25 protein-coding genes and 1 tRNA gene are annotated in these 26,269 nt (G+C 69.6%); 13 read left to right on the top strand and 13 right to left on the bottom strand.

The genetic code is table 11. The annotated features are described in order from the left end of the window. Positions 1-7: 7 nt before the first annotated feature. The 5 genes from IT184_02745 to IT184_02725 all read left to right on the top strand — a co-directional run bounded on the left by IT184_02745 (position 8) and on the right by IT184_02725 (position 2,572). Positions 8-445, top strand: a complete 438-nt coding sequence (locus tag IT184_02745) for a c-type cytochrome (protein ID MCC7007712.1) — start codon at positions 8-10, stop codon at positions 443-445. Further along, the gene (locus IT184_02740) at positions 442-1,020 is read left to right on the top strand and encodes a hypothetical protein (GenBank protein MCC7007711.1); all 579 of its coding nucleotides are present in this window, start codon (positions 442-444) and stop codon (positions 1,018-1,020) included. Before IT184_02745 ends, IT184_02740 begins: the two co-directional genes overlap by 4 nt. Before the next feature lie 244 nt (positions 1,021-1,264). Next, complete coding sequence (locus tag IT184_02735; GenBank protein ID MCC7007710.1) at positions 1,265-1,732, top strand: hypothetical protein; 468 nt, start codon at positions 1,265-1,267, stop codon at positions 1,730-1,732. Then, complete coding sequence (locus IT184_02730; protein MCC7007709.1) at positions 1,729-2,058, top strand: hypothetical protein; 330 nt, start codon at positions 1,729-1,731, stop codon at positions 2,056-2,058. The genes IT184_02735 and IT184_02730 overlap by 4 nt, the downstream gene beginning before the upstream one ends. A gap of 73 nt (positions 2,059-2,131) precedes the next feature. Further along, positions 2,132-2,572: a hypothetical protein gene (locus IT184_02725; protein ID MCC7007708.1), complete on the top strand. Its 441-nt coding sequence runs from the start codon at positions 2,132-2,134 to the stop codon at positions 2,570-2,572. A 20-nt stretch (positions 2,573-2,592) separates the two neighbouring features. Here IT184_02725 and IT184_02720 read toward each other — a convergent pair whose 3' ends face one another. Further along, the gene (locus IT184_02720; protein MCC7007707.1) at positions 2,593-3,600 is read right to left on the bottom strand and encodes a transporter substrate-binding domain-containing protein; all 1,008 of its coding nucleotides are present in this window, start codon (positions 3,598-3,600) and stop codon (positions 2,593-2,595) included. 85 nt (positions 3,601-3,685) lie between these two features. Between IT184_02720 and IT184_02715 the strand changes: the two genes are divergently transcribed. Next, positions 3,686-4,729 (top strand): methyltransferase domain-containing protein, encoded by a 1,044-nt coding sequence (locus tag IT184_02715; protein MCC7007706.1) that lies wholly within the window; start codon positions 3,686-3,688, stop codon positions 4,727-4,729. Between the two features lie 7 nt (positions 4,730-4,736). Here the strand turns inward: IT184_02715 and IT184_02710 are convergent, their stop codons facing one another. Together IT184_02710 and IT184_02705 are read right to left on the bottom strand one after the other, a co-directional pair. Beyond that, positions 4,737-6,416: an FAD-dependent oxidoreductase gene (locus tag IT184_02710; protein ID MCC7007705.1), complete on the bottom strand. Its 1,680-nt coding sequence runs from the start codon at positions 6,414-6,416 to the stop codon at positions 4,737-4,739. A 19-nt stretch (positions 6,417-6,435) separates the two neighbouring features. Beyond that, complete coding sequence (locus IT184_02705; GenBank protein MCC7007704.1) at positions 6,436-7,410, bottom strand: hypothetical protein; 975 nt, start codon at positions 7,408-7,410, stop codon at positions 6,436-6,438. Positions 7,411-7,527: 117 nt separating this feature from the next. Here IT184_02705 and glpK point away from each other — a divergent pair, with 117 nt between their 5' ends. Further along, positions 7,528-9,018 (top strand): glycerol kinase GlpK, encoded by a 1,491-nt coding sequence (gene glpK, locus IT184_02700; protein ID MCC7007703.1) that lies wholly within the window; start codon positions 7,528-7,530, stop codon positions 9,016-9,018. A 78-nt stretch (positions 9,019-9,096) separates the two neighbouring features. After that, positions 9,097-9,540, top strand: a complete 444-nt coding sequence (locus IT184_02695) for a DUF4399 domain-containing protein (GenBank protein ID MCC7007702.1) — start codon at positions 9,097-9,099, stop codon at positions 9,538-9,540. Between the two features lie 224 nt (positions 9,541-9,764). On the opposite strand, the gene IT184_02690 is transcribed toward IT184_02695, so the two are convergent. From IT184_02690 to IT184_02680, 3 genes are all read right to left on the bottom strand, one after another. Beyond that, positions 9,765-10,328, bottom strand: a complete 564-nt coding sequence (locus IT184_02690; GenBank protein ID MCC7007701.1) for a porin family protein — start codon at positions 10,326-10,328, stop codon at positions 9,765-9,767. 1,500 nt (positions 10,329-11,828) lie between these two features. Continuing rightward, positions 11,829-13,871 (bottom strand): C39 family peptidase, encoded by a 2,043-nt coding sequence (locus IT184_02685; protein ID MCC7007700.1) that lies wholly within the window; start codon positions 13,869-13,871, stop codon positions 11,829-11,831. A gap of 67 nt (positions 13,872-13,938) precedes the next feature. Then, positions 13,939-14,322: a hypothetical protein gene (locus IT184_02680; protein MCC7007699.1), complete on the bottom strand. Its 384-nt coding sequence runs from the start codon at positions 14,320-14,322 to the stop codon at positions 13,939-13,941. 123 nt (positions 14,323-14,445) lie between these two features. Here IT184_02680 and IT184_02675 point away from each other — a divergent pair, with 123 nt between their 5' ends. After that, entirely contained in the window at positions 14,446-16,191 is a 1,746-nt protein-coding gene (locus IT184_02675) for a DUF885 domain-containing protein (protein MCC7007698.1), read from the top strand. A 10-nt stretch (positions 16,192-16,201) separates the two neighbouring features. On the opposite strand, the gene IT184_02670 is transcribed toward IT184_02675, so the two are convergent. The 6 genes from IT184_02670 to IT184_02645 are packed head-to-tail and all read right to left on the bottom strand — an operon-like array spanning position 16,202 to position 21,127. After that, the gene (locus IT184_02670; GenBank protein ID MCC7007697.1) at positions 16,202-16,441 is read right to left on the bottom strand and encodes a zf-HC2 domain-containing protein; all 240 of its coding nucleotides are present in this window, start codon (positions 16,439-16,441) and stop codon (positions 16,202-16,204) included. Then, on the bottom strand, positions 16,438-17,040 hold the full coding sequence (locus IT184_02665; protein MCC7007696.1) for a sigma-70 family RNA polymerase sigma factor: 603 nt from the start codon (positions 17,038-17,040) through the stop codon (positions 16,438-16,440). Before IT184_02665 ends, IT184_02670 begins: the two co-directional genes overlap by 4 nt. Then, positions 17,040-17,837 carry a methyltransferase domain-containing protein gene (locus IT184_02660; protein MCC7007695.1) on the bottom strand — a complete coding sequence of 266 codons (798 nt, stop codon included), beginning with the start codon at positions 17,835-17,837 and terminating at the stop codon, positions 17,040-17,042. Before IT184_02660 ends, IT184_02665 begins: the two co-directional genes overlap by 1 nt. Further along, positions 17,830-18,747, bottom strand: coding sequence for a hydroxymethylglutaryl-CoA lyase (locus IT184_02655; GenBank protein MCC7007694.1), 918 nt, complete (start codon positions 18,745-18,747; stop codon positions 17,830-17,832). The genes IT184_02660 and IT184_02655 overlap by 8 nt, the downstream gene beginning before the upstream one ends. Further along, positions 18,744-19,517 carry an enoyl-CoA hydratase/isomerase family protein gene (locus IT184_02650; protein ID MCC7007693.1) on the bottom strand — a complete coding sequence of 258 codons (774 nt, stop codon included), beginning with the start codon at positions 19,515-19,517 and terminating at the stop codon, positions 18,744-18,746. Before IT184_02650 ends, IT184_02655 begins: the two co-directional genes overlap by 4 nt. 2 nt (positions 19,518-19,519) lie before the next feature. Further along, positions 19,520-21,127, bottom strand: coding sequence for a methylcrotonoyl-CoA carboxylase (locus IT184_02645; GenBank protein MCC7007692.1), 1,608 nt, complete (start codon positions 21,125-21,127; stop codon positions 19,520-19,522). A 292-nt stretch (positions 21,128-21,419) separates the two neighbouring features. On the opposite strand from IT184_02645, the gene IT184_02640 reads away from it, so the two are divergent. The 4 genes from IT184_02640 (at position 21,420) to IT184_02625 (ending at position 25,462) form a co-directional block, all read left to right on the top strand. Further along, a complete protein-coding gene (locus IT184_02640; protein MCC7007691.1) occupies positions 21,420-22,358 on the top strand; it encodes a YihY/virulence factor BrkB family protein in 939 nt (312 codons plus the stop codon). A gap of 65 nt (positions 22,359-22,423) precedes the next feature. Next, positions 22,424-24,640 (top strand): thioredoxin domain-containing protein, encoded by a 2,217-nt coding sequence (locus IT184_02635; protein ID MCC7007690.1) that lies wholly within the window; start codon positions 22,424-22,426, stop codon positions 24,638-24,640. 21 nt (positions 24,641-24,661) lie between these two features. After that, positions 24,662-25,027, top strand: a complete 366-nt coding sequence (locus IT184_02630) for a hypothetical protein (GenBank protein MCC7007689.1) — start codon at positions 24,662-24,664, stop codon at positions 25,025-25,027. A gap of 351 nt (positions 25,028-25,378) precedes the next feature. Then, positions 25,379-25,462 (top strand) — tRNA-Leu (locus IT184_02625). Between the two features lie 48 nt (positions 25,463-25,510). Here the strand turns inward: IT184_02625 and IT184_02620 are convergent. Then, positions 25,511-26,248, bottom strand: coding sequence for a MerR family transcriptional regulator (locus IT184_02620; GenBank protein ID MCC7007688.1), 738 nt, complete (start codon positions 26,246-26,248; stop codon positions 25,511-25,513). Between the last annotated feature and the right edge of the window lie 21 nt (positions 26,249-26,269).

Genomic DNA, 26,269 nt, shown 5'->3' with positions numbered 1-26,269 from the left:
GTCGAGGATGCTTCACGTGTCTCGGCGCGCCGCCATGCGGGCGCTCGCGTCGATGGCGGTGGCGACGTGCTTGACGGCAGGGCTGCCCGCGCAGCAGCCGGCGGGCGCGAATCCGGACGCCGCGAGGATCGAGAATCCGGTGCCGGCGACGCCGGAGTCCATCGCGGCGGGGAAGAAGACGTACGACAGCTACTGCGCAGGTTGCCATGCGCCGGAAGGCAAGGGCGGCCTGATCCTGTCGATCACCGAAGACAAGGGCCTGCCGCCGCCGCCCGCGTTCGACGACGCCGAGTGGGATCACGGGGCGACCGACGGCGAGATCTACGTCGTCATCCGCGACGGCGTCGGTCCCGACTACGTCATGGGACCGTGGAAGGATCGGCTCCCGGAACCGGTGCTCTGGAACGTCGTGAACTACGTCAAGTCCCTGTCGGTGAAGAAATGAGCGATGCGCCGAGACGCCCCAGTGTGCCGGTCATGTTCGGATTGATCGTCCTCGGGGCCGTCATCGGCGGCATGGCGGTGGAGTACTGGCTGGTGACGCGCGGCGTGGCGTCGCCTCGCGCGCAAGCGGCCGTCGGCGACGACGTGGCGGCCAACGTCGCGCACTTGATGAGCGTGCAGCCCACGCAAGGGCACACGATGAAGGACGTCGGCGACCACTGGGCGAACCTGTGGTTCGCCGTGAGGCACAAGAACTGGACGCTCGGGCGGTTCTTCTTCGACCAGGCCCGGCAGAGCGCCCGCTGGACCGTCGCGATCCGGCCCACGCGCGAGTTGCCGGACGGCAGCGCCGTCGACGTCAAGGGCCTGTGGACCGCCGCGGACATGAGCGCGTTTGCGGCCGTCCAGATCGCCATCGAGGATCAGAACGCGCAGGAGTTCGACGCCGCGTACCGACAGACGCTCGACGCCTGCCACGCTTGCCACACGGCCCTGCGGATGTCCGAGATCAAACCGGCCATTCCAACCGCGCCCGCGTCCACGATCCTCAGCTTCGATCCGCTGCCCGCCAACTAGCGGTCCAGATGGTGCGTCCGATTCCGCGTCGGCGATGCTCTCGGCTCTCGGCAGGCGCGGCGACACGGGCGGCGAGGCGCCGAACAGCGGCGGCGCTGGCCCGCGGCGTGTGGATCGCCGCACGGACCTTTCCCGCGTTTCCAACGTATTACGAGAAAGTCACATACCGCGAAGGCGCGTCGGGTTCGGGCGAACGAGCGGCCGTCGACGTGCCGGCGGCCGAAGAGATCAAGGGGCAAGGCGGATGACTCAGTTGCTGCTGCTCGTGCACGTGGTCGTCGGAGCCGCGCTGCTCGGCGCGTTGACCCACCAGAGCCTGAGCGTGGCCAGGGGGGCGCAGACCGCACCGGCGCGCGGATTCCGCCAGCGCTTCCAGAGCGTGAGCTCCCCGTCCTTCACCAATGCGGTCGTCGTGCTCTTCGCGTTGAGCGTGGTGCTCGGCGGGCTGTTGTATCCGCGGTACCGCATCGACGTGCGGCCCATCCTCGAGGACTTGCAGCTCAGCGCGGCCAACGGCCTCTTCGAGACGAAGGAGCACTTCGGCGCCGTGGGTCTCGGCGTGCTGCCGGTCTACTGGGTAGCCTGGCGGCCGAAGCTCGCCGTGGAGTGGGCCTCCACGCGCAAGTACCTGACCTGGATTCTCGCGGCCCTCGCGTGGTTCAACTTCCTGGTCGGCGAGCTGCTGAACAACATCAGAGGGATGTTCCCGTGACCGAGCTCGCGCGGTTCAAGGTCTTCTCGATCGTCTACGGTCTCGCCTACATGGGCTTCTTCCTGTACTCGGAGCACTGCCAGTGCGCGATGTTCCGGTACTACCCGGCGATCGGGACGTTCTCGCTCGAGACCCTGCCGCTGCAGCAGGCGGGGCTGCCGATCAACTGGTACAGTTGGATCCTCGGCGCGCTCGTCGTGAGCGTGGCGGCCATGTACGCCGTGCCGAAGCGGCTGGCCGAGCGGCTGCCGCACTCGTGGACGTGGGGGATCACCCTCGCGCTGCTCGTCGGGATCATGGTCTACGAGCGGCGGTGGTTCTACTGAACGGTGGATGACAAGGCCGCCCGGTTTCCCTAGGATCGAAGCGACAGGGTCTTTCGGGTTCTGGGAGGAGCGTATGCGTATGCGTCTGACGTGCAGCCGGTTGACGCTCCTGGGTCTGCTTGGCGTCGTGCTGGCCGGCGGGTCGCCGCCCGGGATCGTCCAGGCGAACGGCACCGAGTTCTTCGACGCGGAGCACGACGGCGAAGTCCTGCTGTACTACTTCGGCAACGTGCGCGATACGCAGGGCCAGGTCGTCGACAAGTTCATGGTGACGATCAAGGACAAGGGGGCCGGTCTCACGTTCCCGTTCAGGAACGACACGCCTGGCCATTTCCGCAGCCCGGACGTCGGCAAGGCGATCAAGGGCGCCGGCAAGCCGGTCGACCCGCGCAACATCGAAGTCACGATCACGAAAGCCGGCTACCGCATCGTCCGCGCCCCGAAAGTCCCCGACAAGCAGGGCGCCGTCGAGCTCGACAACTTCATCGTCGAAGCGGTACCGAACGGAAAGTAGAGCCATCCACCCGTCGCACTCTATCGAAGAGGCGGCGCGTACATGAGCCCGCCGTCCTTCCAGAGCCGGTTCGGTCCGCGGTCGAGTCCGATATCGCTGCCGCGACCGAGGTTGCGCTCGTAGATCTCCCCGTAGTTGCCGACGGCTTCGATGGCATTCGCCGCCCAGTCCTCGGAGAGACCGAGCGCGGCGCCGTTGCCCGGCACACTGCCGAGCAACCGCCGGACTTCGAGCGCGCCGGCTTCGGCTCGCAGCCGATCGACGTTCGCCGAGCTGATCCCGAGCTCCTCTGCGCTGATGAGGGCGAAGACCGTCCATCGGACGATGGTGAACCACTGCATGTCATCGTCTCTGACGAGCGGCGCGAGCGGCTCCTTCGAGATGACGTCGGGCAGAATCGTGAAGTCGTTCCGGGCAGGCAACAGGCGGCGGATCGCCGCGAGATCAGAGACGTCGCCGGTGTACGCCTGACACCGCCCGGCCGCGAGCGCCTCGGCAATCTCCGCGTACGCGTGCGGCGACTCGACGATGACCTTCCTGAACGTGCCGAGATACTCGTTCGCCTGGATCTCGAACACCGTACCGCCCGCCACGCAGATCGTCAGCGGGAGCAGACCCTGCCGGTCGCGGACGCCCAGGCGTGTCGCGAGCAGGAAGCTCTGGCCGTCATGGAACGTGATCGGACCGAACAGGAGGCCGAGCGGACGCTCGCGTCGCAGCTCCCACGTCAGACGACGAGCGACGACGTCGACGAGCGGATTGGCGCGGAAGTCGGCGACAGTCCGCACGTCGACGAAGGTCACCTTGCCCGCGTCCCCCAATACCGCGGCGGCGATGGCCCGGCAGACGTCGATGTCGAAGCCGTGGTGCCGTCCGGCCGCGTCGACCGACGAGAAGCCGGGCACCCTCGGCTCGATGCCGCAGCCAAGGGTGCCGCGCGCGCGGATCTGCTCGAGGCGCGGCGGCGAGGCTTGCGCGCCGAGAACAGTGGTGCCGGCCACGAGCCAGGCAACGAGCAGCCGCAGCATGCGATCAGTGTAGCGGCGCGCGGACTGTGTCGTAATTGTGGCAAGCTATCGTCCCCGGAAGTCCGGACGAGCGAAAGGTGGAGTCATGCGAGCACGCGTACGGGTGTGGACGGCACTGCTGGCGGCAGGCATCGTAGCGTTCGGCGGCGCGGCACGAGCGCAGGCGCCGGCGACGGCCCCGAAGACCCCGAAGACGACGACTGCCCAAAAACCCGCCGCGCCGAAGACCACGAGCGCGCCGAAGACGCCGGCTCCGAAAGCCGCACCGGCGCAGAAGCCGGCTGAGGCGGCACAAGAGCCCCAACCGGCTGCCAATCCCAGTTTCGAGCCGAGCGTAGGCCAGCCGGGCAAGGACGTCGTCTGGGTGCCGACGCCTCAGGCGCTCGTCGACAAGATGCTCGACATGGCGGGTGTGACGCCGAAGGACTACGTCATGGACCTCGGGTCCGGCGACGGCCGAACCGTCATCACGGCCGCCAAGCGCGGCGCCACCGCCGTGGGCATCGAGTACAACCCCGACATGGTCGCGCTGTCGCAGCGTAACGCCGTCACCGAAGGCGTGACCGCACGGGCGACGTTCCGCAAGGCCGATCTCTTCCAGACGGACTTCTCGAAGGCGACGGTCATCACGATGTTCCTGCTGCCGAGCATCAACATGCAGCTCCGGCCGAAGCTGCTCGACCTCAGGCCCGGGACGCGCATCGTCTCCAACAGCTTCACGATGGAAGACTGGGAGCCGGACCAGCGCGAAACGGTCGAGGGCGATTGCGTCAACTGGTGCACGGCGCTGCTGTGGATCGTGCCGGCCAAGGTGGCGGGCAACTGGAGCGTGTCGGGCGGGCCGTTGAGGCTGACGCAGGAATTCCAGCAGGCGTCGGGCTCACTCGGCAGCCAGCCGATCGCCGACGGCCGTCTGCGCGGCGATCAGCTCTCGTTCACCGTGGGTGGCAGCAAGTACGAGGCGCGCGTCGTCGGGAACACGATGACGGGGACAGGTCCGAACGGCGCGTGGAAGGCGACGAAGATCGTGCCCGCGCCCGCGGCTGGCCGCGCGACCGGCAGCGGCGCGAAGCCCGCCGCACCTGCAACGGCGAAGCCCGCCGCGCCTGCGACGGCGAAGCCGAAGTAGAACCGCGCTACGCCGGCGTCGAAGCCGGCCATCGCAGCTCGACGCCGTTCTCGACGAGCTGGCGCTGGTAGTCGTCGAGGAGCGTGGACGAGGATCTGATCGCCCGAGGTGGCACGCGTCGCTCGAGCGCCATGGCGGCGAGCACGCCCGCGGCCTCGCCGATGCCCCATTCCACCGGGTGCAGGCGGTAGCATCCGTTCGTCACGTGCGTCGTCCCGATGTTCTTCGCCGCGGGCAGCAGGTTGTCCATCCTCACCGGCAACAGGGCGCCGAGCGGAATCTCGAACGGCGCCGCCGGGAAGTCCACGTAGTTGTCGCCGCCCGACGACGGGTGCAGGTCGATGGCGTAGCTGCCGACGCCGACGGAATCGAAGAAGGTCGCGGCCCGCGGCGCGCCGTTCGGGCCGGTCGGCGCCGCGACGTGCTGTTCGAGGACGGTGAAGGCCGCTTGAATGCGGCGCGACTCACGCACGTAGGGGTACTTGGCGAGCCCGTCGGCCGTGCCCATCACGTCCGCGCGCAGGCGCAGGCCACGCCAGCCCGCGCCGCCGTCCGGCCGCGGCGCTTCGGTCTGCAGCCAATAGAGCACCGACAGGCTCAACTGCTTCGCCGCGTCGAGATGACGACGCGCCTCGGCGTCGCTCACGCCGATCAGGTTGCCGCGCATGTAGTCGTTCTGCGGCCAGTTCATGATCGTGATGTCGCCCGCGTAGGCGCCCGGCTCGAAGTTCGCGCGCGCGGCGATCCGACGGTAGGTCCACAGGTTCACGGCCGCGCCGGGCGTCGGGCCTTCAGGGTTGAATCCCAGCGTTCGCGGCTCGCCGGTGCGCGGGTACGTGTAGGTCAGGTCCAGCAACCGGCCGGGCCAGGGCGGCTGAAGCGCGGGCACGAACGCTTTCCACTCGTCGTACGCGCGCGGCCGATCGATCGTGTGATCCTCGCCGGCCACGTAGTCCATCGCCAGGCAGCAGGTGAACGCCTGCTGATTGGCCGGGTCGTCGCGATCGCGCGCGTGCGGCTCGCCCGTCCGCGCCCGCGACTCCGCGCCGGTGACGAGCTCGGTGCCGGTCATCGGCAGGAGATCGCCGAGCTCGGTGGCGTCGATGAACAGCTCGGCGTCGATCGTCACGCGCCGGCCGGTGCGGAGATCGAGCATCGCGACCGCGCGGACTCGGTCGGCCGCGACGTCTGCGCTCACTGGCTCGTGCTCGCGCAGGAGCTGCAGCCGCCCGCCGCTCGTGTAGGGCGCCAGCAGCGCCTCCAGGACGGCAAGGGCGACGCGCGGCTCGTGGCAGAGACGCGAGACCGATCCGGCGCCCGGGTTCAGATCCGGCAGGGTCCGCGCCGCGGCAGTGAGCGGATAGTGGCGGCGGTAGTAGTCGCGGATCTCCGCGCGCAAGGTGCGGTACGAGCGCGGCGCGCCACGCGTTTCGATCCACGGGTGCTCGTCGGGCGGCACACCCTGTTGCGTGAGCTGGCCGCCGATCCAGTCCGTCTCTTCCGTGAGGATCACCGTGCGGCCCGCGCGGAGCGCGGCAAGGGCAGCCGCGCAGCCTCCGAGGCCGCCGCCGACGATGGCGATGTCGGCGCGGCGGGCGGTGGGCGAGCGATCCTGAAACGCCGCGGCGCGTCCGGATCGCAGCCACGCGGTGCCGACCGTTGCGGCGGCAGCGGCGCCGGCGGCCAGGAATCGGCGGCGATCCACGTCAGCGAGGGATCGGCACGAAACGCTCGGTGGCTTCGGGCAGCCGCGACGCCTCGAGGATGCCCATGACGGCCATCGTCTCGCGCCGGTCGACGTTCGGCCGGCCGGTCTCGAAGAAGTCCAACGTGCTCGACAGGCTGGCCTCGAACATCCTGGCCTGGTCCACCGGCAAGTACCGCGTGCCCTTGCGCGACGACAGGCTCGCGGCGAACGGCGTGGCGCTGCCCGTGTAGACGTTGACGACACCCGTGCGCCCGCCAGAGAAATCGATCAGCAGTTGCGAGCGATCGCCGGTGCCCCGGCGCATGAGGCGTTGGGCATCCGGTCCCATCACGCTGATCAGCAGCTCGACCGGATGGATCGCGTACTCGCCGAACGAGCCGCCGTTGCCCCACGTGATCATGTGCTCGACGGCGTCCGCGCCGAGCTTCTTCGCCTCCTCCTGCACGTTCGTGTAGCGCAGGGCCGAGGAGGTCTGCATCGACGTGCCCGAGCGGTCCGCGAGCGCAACGATGTCGCGGGCGGTGGCGAAATCCGGGGCGAACGTCTTGTCGACGAACGTGGGCTTCTTCAGCGGCAGCACCCGGCGGCACAGCTCGAGGTGCGTCTCGGGCGTGCTCGGGGCGAGGAGCATGAAGAAGTCGACGGCCGCATTCAGCGCGGCGACGTCGGGGAAGTAGGGGATGTCGTTCTTCGCCGCCCATGCCCGGCCCGGCTGCTCCTGCAGGCCCGTGCAGCCGGCGAGCGTGAAGCCCCGCCCCTGCAGCGTGCCGGTGAGCGCCTTGAGGTACACGTTCGCGTGGTAGTTGTCGAGATTGTCGTCGACGAAGCCGATGCGGCCGCCCGCGCGCCGGGCGCGAGCCGTCGCCTCCGCGCCGAAGGGCACGACGGCAGCCGCCGTGAGCATTCGCGTCGCGTCGGCGAGCCACTCGCGGCGGGAGCGCGTTCGATCCGTAGCGGAGGTGGCTGTGTGCATGCGAGCAATATAGACGGTTTTCGGCTGTAGAATCCCCCCACCTATGAGTCCATTCTTCGGAGAGGCCGGGCAGACGATCGGGGCACCGCATCGGATGCTGCGGGCGGCGGTCTAACGATGGCCTACGTTCTCGCGCTCGATCAGGGCACGACGAGCTCGCGCGCGATCGTCTTCGATCGGAGCGGCGCCGTGATCGCGACGGCGCAGCAGGAGTTCCGGCAGATGTTCCCCGAGCCGGGCTGGGTCGAACACGATCCGCAGGAGATCTGGGCCACGCAGTTGCAGGTCGCCCGCGATGCGCTGCAGCGCGCGAGCCTGACGGCCCGTGACATCACCGCGATCGGCATCACGAATCAGCGCGAGACGACCGTCGTCTGGGATCGGCGCACCGGCCAGCCCATCGCCCACGCGATCGTCTGGCAGGATCGCCGGACGTCGGCGGCGTGCGATCGCCTGCGGGCCCGCGGCAAGCTGCCGCTGATCCGCCGCAAGACCGGCCTGGTGATCGACGCGTATTTCTCGGCGACGAAGGTGCAGTGGTTGCTGAACAACGTGCCCGGTGCGAAGGCCAAGGCGCGAGCCGGTGTCCTCGCCTTCGGCACGATCGACTCGTGGCTCGTCTGGAATCTCACGAGCGGCCGGCAGCACGTCACGGATCCGAGCAATGCCTCGCGCACGATGCTGTTCAACATCCGAACGGGTGCGTGGGACGAGGAGCTGCTGGCGCTCTTCGGCGTGCCGGCGTCGATGTTGCCCGAGGTGAAGGCGTCGAGCGAAGTCTACGGCGAGACGCACCTGCTCGGCGACGCCCCGATCCCGATTGCCGGGATCGCCGGCGATCAGCAGGCGGCGCTGTTCGGTCAAGCCTGCACGCGGCCCGGCATGGTCAAGAACACCTACGGCACCGGCTGCTTCATGCTCATGCACACGGGGCCGACGCCGATCCGCTCGCGCAACAACCTGCTCACGACCGTCGCGTGGCGCATCGGCGATCGGACCGAGTACGCGCTCGAAGGCAGCATCTTCATCGCCGGAGCGGTCGTGCAGTGGCTGCGCGACGGCCTCGGGCTGATCGGATCCTCGGCGGAAGTCGAGGCGCTGGCGTCGCGTGCCGCCGACACCGGCGGCGTGTACTTCGTGCCCGCGTTCGCCGGTCTCGGCGCGCCGCACTGGGATCAGTATGCGCGCGGGTTGATCGTCGGCCTCACGAGAGGCACGACCGGCGCGCACCTCGCGCGCGCGGCGCTCGAGGGCATCGCCTATCAGGTCGCCGACGTGCTCCGCGCGATGGAGCGCGACGCCGGGATTCGGCTGAAGGAGTTGCGCGTGGACGGCGGCGCGGCGGTCAACAACCTTCTCATGCAGTTCCAGGCCGACATCCTCGGCGTGCCGGTCGTTCGCCCGACGGTCGGGGAGACGACGGCGCTCGGCGCCGCATACCTGGCGGGCCTCGCCGTGGGCTTCTGGACGAGTCCCGCCGAGATCGCTGCCCAGTGGCGCACGGACCGTCGTTTCACGCCGGCGATGACCTCGTCGCGCCGCCGATCCCTCGTGCAGGGCTGGACGCGTGCGCTCGAGAGATCCAGGCGGTGGAGCGAAGAACGGTGATGCTCACGTCCGGCCATGGGATTGGACGGCCCGCTCATCGCTGTTGGCGGCGTCGCGATTCGTGTTTAATCTGAAGCCATGCGTACACCGCGTCTTCCCATCTCGATTCTTGCGATCGTCGCCTCGAGCCTCGTCGTCGCCGCTCTGCCGGCGGCGCAGGCGACGTCCACGCCCGCGCCCGCCGGGGCTCAGGCGTATTTCATCTCACCGCGGAACGGCGAGGCGGTCACGTCGCCGTTCGTCGTGCGCTTCGGCCTGAAGGGAATGGGCATCGCGCCGGCCGGCGTCACCCAAGCCAACACCGGGCATCATCACCTGCTGATCGACGTCGAGAAGCTACCGGATCTGACGAAGCCGCTGCCGGCGACCGACAACATCCGCCACTTCGGCGGCGGTCAGACCGAGGTCGAGCTCACGCTGCCGCCCGGCAAGCACACGCTGCAGCTCGTGCTGGGCGACGCCACGCACACGCCGCACAGCACGCCGGTGATGTCCGAGAAGATTACCGTGACGGTGAAGTAGACCGAAGTCACACCGGCTCGCGAGCGAGCAGTCGCAGCCGTGCGCGGTCATGCTCTCGGGCAGGCGCGGCACGATTGCCCGCGGTCACCTGGACGTGAACGAGCCAGACGCGATGCGTCCACCCGGTCATCGCTGGGGTATCGCCCTGCGATGCCCGGAGTCCAACTCGCGATACGGGCCATTCAACGTCGAAATGACCGACCGCCGATGCCCAGAGGCCGGCGTCAGAATCTCAAGAGCGCCCCAACCGTCGCGCGCCAGAAGTCGAACTTGCCGAGCGCCAGATCGACGTTGGTGCCGGGCGGATCCTGCAGGCTCCGGAAGTAGCGGAAGTCTCCACGCACGCCGGCGTGTTCGCTGAAGAGCGCCATGACGCCGAAGCCCACGTTCACCCCCGAGTCGTTCGTCGTCACGCGATCGAACAGGTCGTTGTCGTCGAGGCGTGTACGAAGCAGACCGCCGCCGACGACGCCGTACGGACGGACGCGGCCGTCGGCGATCCGAGGAGCGATCAGCACGCTCGCCATCGCGGTCGTCACGTTGCTGCCGGCCACGAGCGCGACGTCGCCGGACTCGTCGAAGAAGTCGGGCGTGTAGCCGACCTCCAGCTCGAGGCCAGCGACGTCGCCCAGAAACGAGAGGGCCGCGCCGACGGTGAGCTTCGACGCGGGCGCGTCCTTCGCGAAGGTGGCGCCCGCGAACGGCGTCAGAAACGTCTGCGCCTGGGCCGGCGCCGGCAGCGCCGCCACGAGCACGATCGCGAGGGCGCCGATGCACGTTCTCTTCATGATCGATCTCCTTGCTGCGGATGCAGCGGATCGGAGCAACGGGCATGCCAGTGCACGCCGATTCACTGCGCCTGCGTGAGAGACCCGTGCTGCGGCGACAGCGCAGGCATTCCCTTTTTGTCGGCATCGGGACGGGGTGAAACGTGGCGCAGGCCCCAGGTATGACGGGCGCGGACGAGACGCGCAGGAGTGGGCTGGCCTTGCCCTTGCAATCTCGGCCGCGAGCGCTCCAACTGGCGCGCTTCCAGACGGAACACCGCGAATCGAATGTCGAATCTGTTGTCGCACGCCATGTCGCCCTGGGCCGCGAATGCCGGCCCGTCCGCCATCCCTTCCAGCATCTCGGACCTCGACGTCGAGGTCGCTGTGATCGGCGGCGGGGTCATGGGCATCACGGCGGGTTACCTGCTGAAGCGAGCAGGCCGCCGCGTGGCCGTCATCGAACGGGCGCGGTGCGCAATGGGCGAGACGTCCCGGTCTGCGGCCCATTTGACCGCGGTCACCGACGTACGGCTCACCGATCTCATCGAGCGGCTCGGGGCCGAGCGCGCGCGCGCCGTGTGGCATGCGGGGTTCGCCGCGCTGGCGCGGATCCGGGCGAACGTTCGCGACGAGCGCATCAATTGCCAGTTCGGTTGGGTGCCCGGCTACCTCTGGGCCCCATCGCCGGGGAACGGTAGTGCCCGCGCAGCGCTCATGCGGGAAGCCGACGCGGCCGGCGACCTCGGCGTCGAGGCCGCGTACGTCGAGCACATTCCGGGCCTGGGCCGTCCGGCCGTCCGGTTCGACAACCAGGCGCGCGTCGATCCCGTGGCGTATCTGCAGGTGCTCGCGTCGCGGATTCCCGGCGATGGCGGGTACGTGCTCGAGGATGCCGAAGTCACGAGCATCGAGGATCGTCCCCTCACCGTGTGGGCCGGTCATCGCCGCATCCGCGCCGACTACGTCGTCATCGCCACGCACGGCCCGCTGCCCGGCGCGCTCGGTCCGGAGCGCGCCGCCTGGCTCGAGAGCAATCTGTTCTCGTACAGAAGCTACGTAGCGACCGGCCTGGCGCCGCGAACCACGCTGCCGGAGGGGCTGTTCTGGGAGAACGTCGACTCGCCGTACGAGTACCTTCGTGTCGATCGTCGGCTCGGTGACGACGATCTGGTGATCGTCGGCGGGCACGACCACTGGGCTGGCCAGCCCGAGAGCGCGGGGAGCCGCTACCGCGCCTTGTCACAACGGCTGGAATCGATCGCGTCGGGCGTGCGCGTGACCCATCGCTGGTCGGGCGAGATCGTCGAGACGCGCGATGGCCTGCCGTTCATCGGCGAGTTCGGACCGAACCGATTCGTCGGCACAGGCTTCGGCGGCAACGGCCTCACGTTCGGCACGCTGGCCGGCATGATGGCCGTCGATGCCGCGCTCGGGCGGTCGACGGCCTGGGCCGATCTGTTCGGCGTGGATCGGGCGCTGCCGCAGCGCACGCGCGCACAGGATCTCGCGCGCCCGGCCTCACAATCCCCACGGGAGCATGTAGCCGGCGGAGAGATTGGTGCGGCGGGTGCGCGTCGCGTAAGCGACGTCGAGCCTGATCTGCCCGTTGAGCGCCGGCGCACGGACGCGCAGCCCGGCGCCGACGTCGGCCTGCCAGCGTGAGGCCGCCCCGTCGGCATCGGCGCCTTGCCAAGCGCGCGCGATGTCGACGAACCCGGCGACTCCGACCGTGCCGAGCGCATGCCGCCGCAGCATGTGCGCGTACTCGACGGTGCCGAACGTCAGGCGCCGGCCGATCACGTTCGTCATGATGATCCCATCGTCGAGGAAGTCGTGCCCGCGGAGCAGCGCGCCACGGCTGCTGCTGGAGCTGGCGACGGGCCAGAGCGCGAGCGGCGCACGGTTGGCCGCCGCGCTGACGCCGCTCCGTGCGGTCCATCCCCAGCCGTTCGCGTTCGATCGCCAGGCAGCGCTGACCTCGCCCGACGTGAATCCTCCGGCGGCCTTCGCCAGCCATCGCCGCCATGCGCCGTGCACTGCGACGCGATCGCGCGCCCAGCGCGTGCCGACGTCCGCCTCGACCGCCAGGAACCGGCGCTCGTCGAACCGATCGGATCCCAGTCCCAGTTCCCAGCGCAGCCAGCCGGTGGCCCAGTCCGACCAGCGCACCACCGTGCGCCGGCGTTCCTCGCGGACGATGGAGGAGGTGCCGAGCGCGCTCGGTCCGTACGCCTGTCGTTCCCACATGGTGTCGAGCGCGATGACGCCGAACAGCGGCGCAGGCAACGGCGCCGCGAGTTCGCCGCGAAGGCGGGGCCGGTTCTGACGAAAGCGGAACGCGACCTGTGCACCCTCGCCCTGCCGCGCCAGACCGTAGAAGCGCAGGGGAATCTCACGGGTGAAGGCAGCGTTGAGGCCGACTCCGGCCCATCCCGTGGCGCCGGAGGGATAGGGCGCGCGCTCCTCGATCGCGGCCGTCACCGCCGCGCGGCCTCCCGTCTGTGGTTCATAGCGGATGGTAGCGTCGTCGACGGCCGGCAGCGCGCGCAACCGGCGCGTGCCGCGCTCGAGCAGCGCCGGCGTCAGGAGCGCGCGCGGCGCGATGCCCGCCGTGCGCACGACGAGCGGGTGCGGCGTTCGCACAGCGCCTTCGACGGCGAGCCCGTCGGCCGTTGGCTCGCCGAGATGATTCCAGGCCTCGAGCGCGGCGACGGGATCGCCGCCGAGGAACCGGGTCGTGCCGAGCACGCGCCACGCGTGCTGCGCCTGCGGATCCACCTGCAGCGCTTGCGTGGCGAGCGCTCCGGCCTCGCCGTAGCGCTCGGCGAGGAACCGCAGCCCCGCTAGTTCCATCCATCCGTCGGCATTGTCGGGGCAGAGCGTCGTCGCCGCGCGCAGGCCCTGCTCGGCAGCGGCGATCTCACCACCATGCGCCCGGGCGACGCTTGCGGCCACGAGGGCCTGACACGGCGAGGTTGGCCGATCGGCCGGTTCGGTGTGGTGCGCCACCGCAGCGAAGGCGCGTGGCGCCGGCGAAACGTCACGCGGGACCGACACGAGCCGCCATCGCGCCGCCGCGCTCCAGCGGGATTCGAACTCCTCACGGCTGACGACGCGGTATGGGGCGCTGGCGGGATCGTGAAAGACCACGAGAGCATCGGTCACGCCCACGACGACGACGTAGTGGTAGAGGCCCGGTCGCACCTGCACCAGCGCGATGACCGGCCGGCCGATCCGGATCTGATCGCGCACGTCATCGAGTGAGGCCGACTCGGCCGTCGGCACGGTCTGCAGCCCACGCTCGGCGGCCGCACGAGCGAGCACCGTCGTGCGGATGCCTCGCTCGCGATCATCGACGAGCCCAGCGAAATCCTCGGCGAAGACGTCTCGTGCCCCCCAGTAGCGGAGCACCATCGCCAGCGCCGCACCGCCGCAGAGCTGATCGGTCTGCGTCACGTACGGCGTGTCGAGAAGCACGTCCTTCGCTCGATCCTGGCTGCCGGCGTCGGCCCGTGCCGGCGTGGCGACGAACAGACCGACAGCGGCGAGCAGAGCCGTCACGCGCGACATCGACGATTACTGTATCGTGCGGCGCCGCGGCGGAGGATGGCGCGCGCCTGCGCGCCGGTCAATCCGCGAGCAGCACGACGATCAACAGCACGAGCAGCAGCGTCGTCAGCGAGATCGTGACCGTTTGCGCGCCACCGGCGAGATCGGCCTCCAGCGCCTGGGCCGCATCGGCGGCTTGCGTCAGCTCCACGCCGGACAACTGCGCGATCGCCTGCGATGCCTGACGCACATCGAGGCCCAGACGCTCGGCTGTCTGCCGGACGTCTGCGCGGGACAGCGCACGCACCACGACGTCGCGCTTGGCGCGATCGGCTGCGATCTGTTGATCCATCGCCTGCTGGAGAACGGCCGGCGTCACGACATGCTGCTGAGCCAGGGCGGGCGACGCCGTGGCGAGCAGCGACAGCGCCGTGATCCCCACGATGAGAGGACGGGCAGACATTGGGCACCTCGTCAGGGCCGCGCAGATTCGCGGCTCGACCGCCGCCGGTGCAAGAAGGGTGCCCCGAGTGAGGCGGCTGCGGACACTCCTCTGATAGGCTGGGCGAACCGGCAGGGAGGTGGCGTGGCACGTGGTTACCCGTTCGCGGCCGTGGCAGGGCTCATGATGGCGTGCGCGTCGTGCGGCGGCGTGACCGCTACTTCGGCGGGCCCTGGCGGCGCCGACAGCCGGTTCATCTCGCTCGCGCGCGAAGTCGTCGACGACTACCTGCACCGGCATCCTACGCTGGCCACCGATCTCGGCATCCATCGCGAAGACGATCGCTTGGAGGAGTACTCGGCCGCGGCCATCCAGCGCGAAGCCGCCGCGCTGCGCGGATTCCGGTCACGGCTCGAGGCCATCGATCGTGGCGCGCTCACGGCGCCGTACCGGCTCGACCACGAGCAACTCGCGCACGCGCTCGACGCCGCGCTCCTGCAGATCGAGGTGATCCGCCCCTGGGCCCGCGATCCGGACCTGTACAGCTCGGGGCTCACACGGGCGGCGCACGTGCTCATCAAGCGGAGCTTCGCCCGGCCATCGTTGCGCGCCGGCCGGCTGATCGCCCGGATGAACGCGATGCCTGGAGCGCTCGCGGAAGCCCGCCGGAACCTCGATCATCCGCCGCGGGTGTACACGGAGATCGCGATCGAGCAGATCGAAGGCAACAAGGAGTTCTTCCGGACGGCCGTGCTCGACGCCTTTCCGTCGGTGAAGGGGGCGGCGCGGGCGCAATTGGCCGAGTCGGCCGCAGGCGTCGTCCGCGCGCTCGACGAATACGGACGATGGCTGCGCGCCGATCTGCTGCCTCGATCCACGGGCGACTTCGCGTACGGTGAGGCCACCTACCGCGCGAGACTGCTGGCCGAGGAGCAGATCGATCTGCCGCTCGATCGGCTGCTCGAGATCGCGGAGCAGGACCTCGCCCGCAACCAGGAAGCATTCGCGCGGACCGCGCGGCTGATCGATCCGGATCCGTCGCGCTCGCCGGCCGACGTGCTGGCGATGGTCGTCCGCGATCGACCGCCGGCAAGCCGGTTGCTGGCGGCGACGCAGGCCGAGCTGGACGCGCTGGCGTCGTTCCTGGAGGCGGGCGGCATCGTCACGCTGCCGGCAGCGGCGCCGGTGCGCGTGATCGAGACGCCGCCGTTCATGCGGGCGACCGTCACGGCGTCGATGGACATCCCCGGGCCGTACGAGAAGGTGGCGACCGAGGCGTACTACACGATGACGCTGCCCGACCCGCGCTGGCCCGCCGCGGACCGTGACGCCTACATGGAGCAGTGGTACTACCCGGCGATCACGAACGTGTCGGTGCACGAAGTGTGGCCGGGGCACTACCTCCAGTTCCTGCACGCGCGGCAGCTCGAGTCCGACGTCCGGAAGGTGTTCGGCGCCGTGTCCAACACGGAGGGCTGGGCGCACTACGTCGAGCAGATGATGATCGACGAAGGATTCCACGGCGACGATCCGCGGTACCGGCTCGCGCAGTTGCACGACGCGCTGCTGCGCAACGTGCGGTTCATCGCCGGGATCGCGATGCACACGCGCGGGATGACGGTGGACGAGGCCATGCGCCGCTTCGAACGCGACGCGTACCAGCCCACGCCGGTCGCGCGCGCCGAAGCGCGGCGCGGCACGTCGGACGCGACCTACGGCTACTACACGATGGGCAAGCTGGTGATCTTGAAGCTGCGCGACGACTACCGCGCCGCGCGGGGGAGCGCGTATTCCCTGCGCGCGTTCCACGACGAGTTCGTCAGGCTGGGGCCGCTCGCCCTGCCGCTCGTGCGTCAGGCGATGCTCGGCGAACGAAACGCGCTCTTCTGACGAGTGCTTCTCATTGCCCTTCGTCGTCGATCGCCGAGAGGATCGCGGCCACCAGCGGCTCGGGGATGGGCGTCGTGTTCGTCTCCTGAAAGGCGATGATGCCGGCGCGGATCGTCGTGCGGTACTGCGCCAGGAAGACGCCACAGTCGACGCAGGCGGCGATGTGCGACTCGAAGGTGCGGAGCTGGCCGTCGGGGAGCTCTCCCGCCACGTAATCTGCTAGAAACTCCGTCATCTCCCGGCAGGTCATGCGTGCGCTCCCTGGAAGTGGGGCATCAAGAGCGAGCGGAGGGCCATGCGGGCGCGGTGGAGCCGCAGCTTCACCGCGTTCGTCGAGATCTCGAGGAGCCGAGCGGTCTCTTCGGTCGAGAGGCCCTCGATGTCGCGCAGCATGAGCACGGTCCGGAACGAGTCCGGCAGCTCGCCGATCGTCTGGCGGACGAGATCCGTCGTTTCCTTGCGGCTCAGCGTGACGTCGGCCGGCTCGGTCCACGCGGCGAGCTGTTCGGCGTAGTGCCCGTTCGGCTGGAACTGCGGCTGCAGCTCGTCGAGCGACTCCTCCGGGCGGCGCCGCTTCGTGCGCAGGCGGTTCAGGGCGGCGTTGACCGTGATGCGATGGAGCCACGTCGAGATGCGCGCTTTGGCGTCGAACTGGGCGCGCGCGCGATAGGCGGACACGAACGCTTCCTGCACGGCCTCGCGCGCTTCCTCGTCGTTCGCCAGGATCCGGCGCGCCGTCGACAGCATGCGGGGACCGTGCGCGCGCACGATCGCTTCGAACGCTTTCGGATCCCCGGCGCGCAAGCCGGCGACCATCGCGGCTTCGTCCCACGCAGGATCGCGAGACATCACCCGATGGTAGCACGCGGATCGCGGCGTCCCGGCCGCCAGAGCGACCGGACGCCGAGCGGCTGCCTGCGGAAGCCGGCGGCCTCGCGCACGCGATCGAGCGCGAGCGGCAGCCCCATGTCGAACCGCCACTCGTCCGTGCGGCCGCCCCAGTCGAGGCACGCCGCCGCCCACTCGTTCCACCAGGGCACGGCCGTTCGCGCGAGCGGCTCGAGGACGAGCACGCTGGCGCCCGCCGCCGCCGCGCGGCCGAGCGACGTCAACAGCCGCCGGCGCGCCGCCGCGTCGAGCTCGTTCACGCTCCACGCGAGAACGAGCGCGGTGCGGTCGAGCGCGCGCCGCTCACGGACGAGGTCCTCCGCCGCGCGCACGAGGTCCGCGCGCCTGGTTCGGCCCGCGACGCCGAGGTGCTGCCAGTTCCAGACGGCTTCGGTGAGCGCCCACGCATCGCGATCGACCCCGACGATCTCCGGCCCAGGCTGCGCGGTCATCGCCCACGCCGCTGAGGCGACGCCGCTGCCGCAGCCGAGGTCCACGAGGCGGTCGACCGGCTGCCGTGCGGCGCCGATCGCGTCCACCACCGCCCGCGCCGCGAGGAAGTGGAGCGGCGCGTAGTAGCTGGCGAAGGCGGCGCGCTTGCCCGGCGAATCGACGGCCGATCGACGCGGCAACTGCGCCCGGCGTTCCACGTAGCGCGCCGATAGCGCGCGGACGGCCTTCAGATACTCGGGCGGGCTGAAGCGACGGGTGTGCCGCGCGATGAGCGCGTCGATCCAGGAGACGGCTGGATCAGCCACGACGCTGGTGCGTGGCGGTGCGGGCGCGCACGTATCGCGAGGGCAGGACGTGCGTCAGCGCCGGCTCGATCCAGCGCGATGCCTCGTACACGCGATCGAGGTCGACGCCGGTGCTTCGGCCCAGGCCATGAAGCAAGTACAGGAGATCCTCGGTCGCGAGGTTGCCAGTGGCGCCCGGTGCGTACGGACAGCCGCCGAGGCCGCCGGCCGATGCGTCGAATGTCCGCACGCCGTACTCGAGCGCGGCGAGCACGTTGGCCGCCGCCATGCCCCAGGTGTCGTGGAAATGGAGCGCGAGCGCTCCGACCGGCACGGAGGGTACGAGCGCGTCCAGCAGCCGCCGCACGTCGCCAGGTCCGGCGACGCCAATCGTGTCGCTGACAGCGACTTCCTCCGCCCCCTCGTCGAGCAGCCGCTGCACGAGCGTGCACACGCGCGCCGTCGGCACCGGCCCTTCGTACGGACAGCCGAACGACGTCGAGAGATACGTGCGCACCGACAACCGCGCTGCAACGGCGCGCGACGCGACGGCGGCCGCGCGCTCCAGCCCTCCGGCGATCGACGTGTTCGTGTTGCGCTGGCTGAACGTCTCCGACGCGGCGACGATGCACGACACCCCGTCCACGCGTGCGTCGGTCGCTCTGTCGAGCCCGCGCTCGTTCGGCACGAGCGCGATGTACCGCGTGCCCGGCCGCCGCGCGATTCCGGCCAGCACCTCGATGGAATCCGCCATCTGCGGCACCCAGGTCTGGCTGACGAACGCGCCGGCTTCGATGACCGGCACACCCGAGGCGCTCAGCCGATCGATGAACTCGATCTTCGCCGCCGTGGACACGGCCGGGCTCTCGTTCTGCAGGCCGTCTCGCGGGCCGACCTCGACGACGACGACGTCGCGTGCGACGCCGGTCATCGGATCCACGCCGGCGGCCGCTTCTCGAGAAAGGCCCGCGCGCCTTCCTGGCCTTCGGGCGAGACGCGTTGATCGGCGATCGCCTCGACGGTGAGCGCAAGGACATCGCCGGGAGACCGGCCAGCCACGCGCGCGATCAGCCGCTTGGCTGCCGAGACGGCCGACGGCGACGCGCGGAGCACCTGCGCCGTGACGCGCTCGATGGCGGCGTCGATCGTCGCGGCGTCGGCAATCTCGTGCACCAGGCCGAGCGCCGCCGCGCGTTCCGCCGTCAGTCGCTCGCCGGTCAGGAACACCGCGCGCGCGCCGCTGACGCCGATCTTGCGGATCACGTAGGGCGCGATCAGCGCCGGCAGCAGGCCGACGGTCACCTCCGGGAACCCAAACACTGCAGCGGGCGTGGCGACGACGACGTCGCAGATTGCGGCCAGGCCGGCGCCGCCGCCGAGCGCCGGGCCGTGGATCCGTCCGACCACCGGCATCGGCAGCGCGTCGAGCGCATGGAACATCCGCGCCGCTCGCCGCGCGTCGGCGAGGTTCTCCTCCCTCGTCGCGTCCGCCTGGCGCGCCATCCACCGCAGATCCGCACCCGCGGAGAACGCGGGGCCGGCCCCACGGAGCACCACGACGCGGATGCCCGGTTCTGCGGCGAGGCGGCCGGCGACGTCGGCCAGCTCGGCGATCATGACGTCGCTCAGCGCATTGCGCACGTCGGGCCGGTTGAGCGTGACGGTCGTGACGGGACCGGGTGCGACGAGCAGTGTCTCCATCGCTACATCCGGAAGACGCCGAACTGCGTGTCGGCGACGGGCGCGTTCGCGGCGATCGTCAGCCCGTGCGAGAGCACGTCGCGCGTGCCGGCCGGATCGATCAGGCCATCGTCCCAGATCCGCGCGGTCGAGTAGTAGGGCGATCCTTCGCGCTCGTACTTGTCCACGATCGGCGTCCGGATCGCCGCCGCCTCGGCCTCGTCGAGCGTGCCGCCCTCGCGCGCGCGCTGGTCGCGCTTGACGGTGACGAGCACGGCGGCCGCCTGTTCGGCACCCATCACCGAGATCCGCGCGTTCGGCCACATCCACAGGAACCGCGGATCGAAGGCGCGGCCGCACATGCCGTAGTTGCCGGCGCCGAACGATCCGCCGATGATGACGGTGAGCTTCGGCACGGCGGTGTTCGCAACCGCGTGCACCATCTTCGCGCCGTCCTTCGTGATGCCGCCGCGCTCGTACTGCCGGCCCACCATGAAGCCGGTGATGTTCTGGAGAAAGACGAGCGGGATGCGCCTGAGACTGCAGAGCTCCACGAAGTGCGTCGCCTTCAGCGCCGATTCAGAGAAGAGGATGCCGTTGCTCGCGACGATGCCCACGAGATACCCGTGCAGCCGGGCGAAGCCGGTGACCAGGGTGACACCGTAGCGCCTCTTGAACTCGTCGAACCGCGAGCCGTCCACGACGCGGCCGATCACTTCGTGCACGTCGTACGGCCGCCGCGGATCGGGGTTGACGATGCCGTACAGCTCGTCGGGATCGTACTTCGGTGGTTCCGGCGTCGCGCGGTCGAACGGAACCGCGCGCTGCGGGTTAAAGATCGACACGATCGTCCGCGCGATCTGGATCGCGTGCTCGTCGTCCTCGGCCTCGTAGTCGGCGACGCCGGAGACGCGCGTGTGAACCTCGGCGCCGCCGAGCTCCTCGGCGGTGACGTCCTCGCCGGTCGCTGCCTTCACGAGCGGCGGCCCGCCGAGGAAGATCGTGCCCGTGCGCTTGACGATGACGGTCTGATCGGACATGGCTGGCACGTAGGCGCCGCCGGCCGTACACGAGCCCATGACCACGGCCAGTTGCGGGATCCGCTCCGCCGAGAGCCGCGCCTGGTTCATGAAGATGCGGCCGAAGTGCTCGCGGTCGGGAAAGACCTCCGCCTGGAGCGGCAGGTAGGCGCCGCCGGAATCGACGAGGTACACGCAGGGGAGCCGGTTCTCGAGCGCGATCTGCTGCGCGCGCAGGTGCTTCTTGACCGTGATGGGGAAGTAGGCGCCACCCTTGACCGTCGCGTCGTTGGCGATGACGCACACATCGTGGCCGGCGACGCGGCCGACGCCGGTGACGATGCCGGCGGCCGGCGCTTCGTGATCGTAGAGGTCCCACGCCGCGAGCGGCGACAGCTCGAGGAACGCGGCGTGCGGATCGAGCAGTCGCGCGATGCGCTCGCGGACCGGCAGCTTGCCCTGCTCGCGATGCCGGGCGAGCGGCCGTGTTCCGCCGCCCTGTGCCACGTGGCCGATTCGCTCGTCGAGCTCACGCACGAGCGCGAGCATCCGATCACGGTTCTGCTGGAACTCCTTGGAGTCCAGCCGGATGGCCGTGGGGAGCACCTCCATCGCTCACCAGCCGCAGCAGTCCGTTTTGAAGCCGCAGGACGGACAGCGCCAGACCGAGTGCATCCGGAACATGCCGGCGCCGCAGCGTTCGCACGCGAAGGGCACCTCGGCCGCCGACGATGTGGTGTGGGCCGGGCCGGCCGTCGGATCAGGCGCCGCGGCATCGGCCGGGCGCCCGGCGTCCGGCACGCAAGCCGAACCGAGGCGGGCGCGGTCGTGGAAACGCACGAGCCGATTATATGAGGGGGCTCACGTAGAATGAACGTCAGCGGCCCGGCGCGGCCGCACGCGCGTGGAGCACACTGAGATTCGAGCAGCCGGCGCCGGCGGTCCGATTTCCGGAATCCTGGGCCGGCTGTCGCGCTCCGTGGCGATGGCGCGCCAGGCGCTGGTGCTCGCGTCCATCAGCTTCTACCAGAGCGCGAACCTCACGTTCGCCGCGTCGATCGCCTACTACTCGCTGCTGTCGCTGTTTCCGTTCGTCCTGCTCGTGCTCTCGATCACGAGCCGGATCGTCGTCGGCCACAACGACGCCAACGGGCAGACGCTGCTGCAGATCGTCCTGCGTGCGCTGCCCGGCAACTTCGAGTTCCTCACCAGGCAGGTGCAGGAGCTGGCCGCCGCGCCGTTGAACCTGAGCCTGGCCGGCACGCTCGTCACGCTGTGGGCGTCGATGGGCGTGTTCGGCGCCATCACGTCGGCGATCAACCACGCCTGGGGCGTCGAGCGCGACTACAGCTTCTTCATGCACAAGGTGATCGCGTTCGTGATGATGATCGCCGCCGGCGTCATCACCATCCTCGCGCTCGTGCTGATCAGCGCGGTGGAGATCGTCGAGTCTCGATGGTTTGCGGGCGTGCTGCTGCGGTTTCCGCACCTGGCGGCGCTCTCGGGCTATGCCTACCGGAACGCGCCGACGCCCATGTTCATCTTCGTCGTGGGGCTCATCTACTACTTCGTGCCGAACGCGCAGGTGCGCCTGCGCGACGTCTGGTTCGGCGCCGTCGTCGCCGGCGCCCTGTGGCGGCTGACGTTCGACGGCTTCGCCTGGTACGTACGCGACTTCTCGCGCTTCAGCGTCCACGGGTCGATCGCCGCCGTCGTCGTGTTCATGTTGTGGGTGTACTTCTCGGCCGTGCTGGTGCTGTTCGGCGCCGGCATCACGGCCGCGGTGGCCCGCGTGCGGAAGCACTTGCCTCAACAGGCGCCCGCCGCGCCCGCGCGCCGGTAGGTCCGACGGTGCGTGCGGGACCGGCCGTTGCCGTCGTCTGCCCGGCGCGAGCCTAGAATCAGATCATGTCGAATCGTCTCGCCCGCGAACGCAGCCCGTACCTGCTCCAGCACGCACACAACCCGGTCGACTGGTATCCGTGGGGAAACGAGGCGTTCGAACGCGCCCGCAAGGAGGACAAGCCGATCTTCCTGTCGATCGGCTACTCGACCTGCCACTGGTGCCACGTGATGGAGCGCGAGTCGTTCGAAGACGAGGCGGTCGCGAAGCTGCTGAACGAGCACTTCGTCGCGATCAAAGTCGATCGAGAGGAGCGGCCGGACGTCGATCGCGTCTACATGATGTTCGTGCAGGCGACGACGGGCGCCGGCGGCTGGCCGTTGAGCGTCTGGCTGACGCCGGACCTGAAACCGTTCTTCGGCGGCACCTACTTTCCGCCGGAGTCGAAGTGGGGCCGGCCGGGATTCGTCGACGTGCTCGAGCAACTGGCGCGGGCTTGGCAGACGGAACGGCTCGAAGTCGTGACGTCGGCGCAGAACGTTCTGGACCGGCTGCGGCAGGCGACGGGCGCGGACGATGCGGCGCCGGATTCGGCGCCCGTGGCGGGACGGGAAGCGCTGGACGCCGGGATCGCGAGCTTCGCGCAGAGCTTCGACGCCCGGCACGGCGGCTTCGGCGGTGCGCCGAAGTTCCCTCGCCCGTCCGAGCTGCTGTTCCTGCTGCGCGCCGGAGCGTTCACGGGGGAGCGCCGCGCGTGGACGATGGCGCTCGACACGCTGAGAGCGATGGCGGACGGCGGCATCCGCGATCACATCGGCGGCGGGTTCCATCGGTACTCCGTCGACGCCGAGTGGCGCGTCCCGCACTTCGAGAAGATGCTGTACGACCAGGCGCAGCTCGTGCTGGCGTACCTCGACGGCGCGCAGGCGAGCGGCGACGCGTTCTACGCGTCGGTCGCCGAGGATACGCTCGACTACGTCGCGCGCGACCTCACGTCGCCGGAAGGCGCGTTCTACTCGGCCGAGGATGCGGATTCGCTCAGCCCGCAGGCCGTGGGCGGGTCAGCCGGCCGCGGAGCGATCGTGCTCACCGACGCCGCGCTTCACGCGCCGCCGGCCGAGAAGCGCGAAGGGGCGTTCTACGTCTGGACAGCCGGCGAGATCCAGCGCCTGCTCGCCGCCGAGGACGCGGCCATCGTCAGCCGGCGGTTCGGCGTCGAGCCGGGCGGCAACGCGCTGGCCGATCCGCAGGGCGAGTTCGAGGGTCAGAACATCCCGTACGTCGCGCAGTCGATCGAGGATGTCGCCGTTCGGGCCGGCGTGCCGGTCGAGCGCGCGACGGCCGCGCTCGCGCACGCGCGGCAGGTGCTGTTCGATGCCCGCGCGACGCGGCCGCGCCCGCATCTCGACGACAAGATCATCACGGCCTGGAACGGGCTGGCGATCGCGGCGTTCGCGCGGGCCGCGCGTACGCTCGTCGACAGCCCGCGACGCGATGAATGGCGCGCGCGCGCCGAGACGGCGGCCGCGTGGATTCGAGAGCACCTCTGGCGCCAGGCCGACCGGCGGCTGCTGCGGCGGTATCGCGACGGCGAGGCGGCCGTCGATGCCTTTGCCGAGGACTACGCGTACCTCGTGTGGGGCCTGCTCGAGCTGTTCCAGGCGACCGGCCGCGCCGCGTGGCTCGAGTGGGCGATCGAGCTGACCGCGACCGAGACGTCGCTCTTTCTCGATACGCGCGACGGCGGCTGGTTCAGCACGACGGGGCAGGATGCATCGGTGCTGCTGCGGCTGAAAGAGGACTACGACGGGGCGGAGCCGTCCGCGCAGTCGGCGACCGTCCAGAACCTGCTCGCGCTCGGGCACCTCGTGGGCGACGCGGCGTACATCGATCGCGCGCGGCGCACGCTCGAGCGTTACGGCCCCGAGATCGGGCGTGTCGTGCGGGTGATGCCGATGATGGTGTCGAACCTCGTGCTCTGGCATTCACCCGCGACGCAGGCCGTGCTCGTCGCGAGCCACGACGGATCGGACGGCCTGCGGCCGCTCGAGCAGGTCGCCGCCCGGTACTACGTGCCTGCGTCGATCGTGATCCCGGTGTCGGATGCGGCGGAGCAGGCCGCGCTCGGCCGTCGGCTGCCGTGGCTCGCGGCGATGCAGCCGGTCGACGGCCGTGCGGCCGCGTACGTCTGCCACGACTTCACGTGCCGCGCGCCGGTGACCGATCCGGCGGAGCTCGATCGGCAGGTGCGCGAGATTGCCGCGCCGCACCGGATCGTGTGACGCGGCTATACTGGCCCTACGATGACGTTTCCGGTGGAAGTGGTGCTGAAGGGGCAGGATCGGGCGGTGACGGCGCAGGTGACGGTGCCGTACGGTGCGCCGGCGACGTGGACGGACGCGGCCGTGCACGACGTGCTCGTGGAGATCCTGCGCGCGATCGATCGCGTGCAGAATCCTGCGGCGGCGCCCGACCGGACCGTCGTCCTCCACGGCTTCAGTTGGATCGTCGAGCCCGCCGACGAGCAGCAGGTGGTCGTCGCGATCGAGATCCCGATGGGCGCCGCGGTGGCCGGGCCGTTCGCGATCGGACAGGTCGAGCTCGACGGCATGATCACGCGCGTCCTGCGCGCGGAGCGGCAGCAGTTCCGTCCCACGACGGTGCACTGAGGAACGGCACGGACAGGGCCGGGCTGCGCGGCTCTTTGCTGGCCCTGCGGCGATCGGCGGCCATCCGCCGATCCACTCCGCGAGTGTCCGTGTCGTCCGCTGATCTCTCCCCGAGACACGCGAGCCGCGGACAATCGGTGTATCGTCGCCACGGCCGGGGTGGCGAAACTGGCAGACGCACAGGACTTAAAATCCTGTTCGTTCGTAAATTCGCTGCGTGGCGCGAACGGGTAACGCTATGGTCGTTCGGGACTTACAGCACCGCTCTTGCGAGACGAATCGGCTGATCCCGTAAACTGATCCCGTTTTGATCCCGTTCGGGGCCGGAGACAGGATCAGCACTCCGATTGTGGCCGGGTGGCGGAACTGGCAGACGCTGCGGACTTAAAATTCGCTGGTCGCAAGACCGTCCGGGTTCGATCCCCGGCCCGGCCACACCAGAAGAAGGACCCTTCCGGCGATCACCGGAAGGGTTGTCAAGAATCAGCCGCGAGCTGCAAACACTCGCGACATGAAGTCCCAGACCTGCTTGTCCACGAACGACGCCATGCGCGAGTCCCATTCGCGCGTCTGGTGCGAGGCGAGCATCTTCTCGTCAACTGTCTGCCCCATGAGTTTGCCGAGCAGGGCGGTCCAGCGGTCAGCAAAGGTCTGCGCCCTACCTCCGGCAGGGTCTTCGGTCAGTGCGCCCTTAATCTCGGTCACCAATGCATTCCACTGAGAGCGCAATTCGGAGAGTGCGTCAGGGGAGAGCGCGCGCAGGCGGTCCATCTTCTTTGAAACGAGTGCATCGTATTCTTGCTTCCACTTGGTTGCGTCATTCTGCATGTCGATCACCTCGATGATTCGCTTGAACATCTGCGGCCCAGCATCAGCGCCGGCCGCAACAGCGGCCTCAAGGTCTCCGATGGCAGCAATTGCGCGGTCAAGAAGTTGGCGTTTGCTCTCAAGTGTGCCGCGTTGGGCTCGCAAGGTGCCAGCCAGAGATCTCGAACCTGCGCGAAGCAGTCCGGCGATTTGGCGAAGCGGAATCCCCACGAACTTGAGCACAACGATTTGCTCGAGCATCTCCAAGTCTCGGGCTGTATACACGCGGTAGCCTCCTGCACCCCTCCTGGGGCGAAGCAGGCCGACCCTGTCGTAGTGATGCAGGGCGCGCACAGTTACTCCCGCGAGCTTGGCGAACTCACCAACGCGGAACACCGACCGTGTTGCTGACATCCGAAGTCCTCATCAAAAGGA

Source organism: Acidobacteriota bacterium (assembly GCA_020853395.1).
GTDB lineage: Bacteria > Acidobacteriota > Vicinamibacteria > Vicinamibacterales > SCN-69-37 > JADYYY01.
Note: the sequence above shows the minus strand (reverse complement) of the source record. Positions and strands in the feature narration are given on the sequence as shown.

Bases quoted from the DNA above. Each gene is read 5' to 3' on its own strand.
- glpK (MCC7007703.1), top strand. From the start codon at position 7,528: ATGGCCTACGTTCTCGCGCTCGATCAGGGCACGACGAGCTCGCGCGCG.
- IT184_02745 (MCC7007712.1), top strand. From the start codon at position 8: ATGCTTCACGTGTCTCGGCGCGCCGCCATGCGGGCGCTCGCGTCGATG.
- IT184_02620 (MCC7007688.1), bottom strand. From the start codon at position 26,248: ATGTCAGCAACACGGTCGGTGTTCCGCGTTGGTGAGTTCGCCAAGCTC.
- IT184_02705 (MCC7007704.1), bottom strand. From the start codon at position 7,410: ATGCACACAGCCACCTCCGCTACGGATCGAACGCGCTCCCGCCGCGAG.
- IT184_02720 (MCC7007707.1), bottom strand. From the start codon at position 3,600: ATGCTGCGGCTGCTCGTTGCCTGGCTCGTGGCCGGCACCACTGTTCTC.
- IT184_02645 (MCC7007692.1), bottom strand. From the start codon at position 21,127: ATGGAGGTGCTCCCCACGGCCATCCGGCTGGACTCCAAGGAGTTCCAG.
- IT184_02630 (MCC7007689.1), top strand. From the start codon at position 24,662: ATGACGTTTCCGGTGGAAGTGGTGCTGAAGGGGCAGGATCGGGCGGTG.
- IT184_02740 (MCC7007711.1), top strand. From the start codon at position 442: ATGAGCGATGCGCCGAGACGCCCCAGTGTGCCGGTCATGTTCGGATTG.
- IT184_02735 (MCC7007710.1), top strand. From the start codon at position 1,265: ATGACTCAGTTGCTGCTGCTCGTGCACGTGGTCGTCGGAGCCGCGCTG.
- IT184_02655 (MCC7007694.1), bottom strand. From the start codon at position 18,747: ATGACCGGCGTCGCACGCGACGTCGTCGTCGTCGAGGTCGGCCCGCGA.
- IT184_02690 (MCC7007701.1), bottom strand. From the start codon at position 10,328: ATGAAGAGAACGTGCATCGGCGCCCTCGCGATCGTGCTCGTGGCGGCG.
- IT184_02665 (MCC7007696.1), bottom strand. From the start codon at position 17,040: ATGTCTCGCGATCCTGCGTGGGACGAAGCCGCGATGGTCGCCGGCTTG.
- IT184_02680 (MCC7007699.1), bottom strand. From the start codon at position 14,322: ATGTCTGCCCGTCCTCTCATCGTGGGGATCACGGCGCTGTCGCTGCTC.
- IT184_02635 (MCC7007690.1), top strand. From the start codon at position 22,424: ATGTCGAATCGTCTCGCCCGCGAACGCAGCCCGTACCTGCTCCAGCAC.
- IT184_02725 (MCC7007708.1), top strand. From the start codon at position 2,132: ATGCGTATGCGTCTGACGTGCAGCCGGTTGACGCTCCTGGGTCTGCTT.
- IT184_02695 (MCC7007702.1), top strand. From the start codon at position 9,097: ATGCGTACACCGCGTCTTCCCATCTCGATTCTTGCGATCGTCGCCTCG.
- IT184_02715 (MCC7007706.1), top strand. From the start codon at position 3,686: ATGCGAGCACGCGTACGGGTGTGGACGGCACTGCTGGCGGCAGGCATC.
- IT184_02670 (MCC7007697.1), bottom strand. From the start codon at position 16,441: ATGACCTGCCGGGAGATGACGGAGTTTCTAGCAGATTACGTGGCGGGA.
- IT184_02650 (MCC7007693.1), bottom strand. From the start codon at position 19,517: ATGGAGACACTGCTCGTCGCACCCGGTCCCGTCACGACCGTCACGCTC.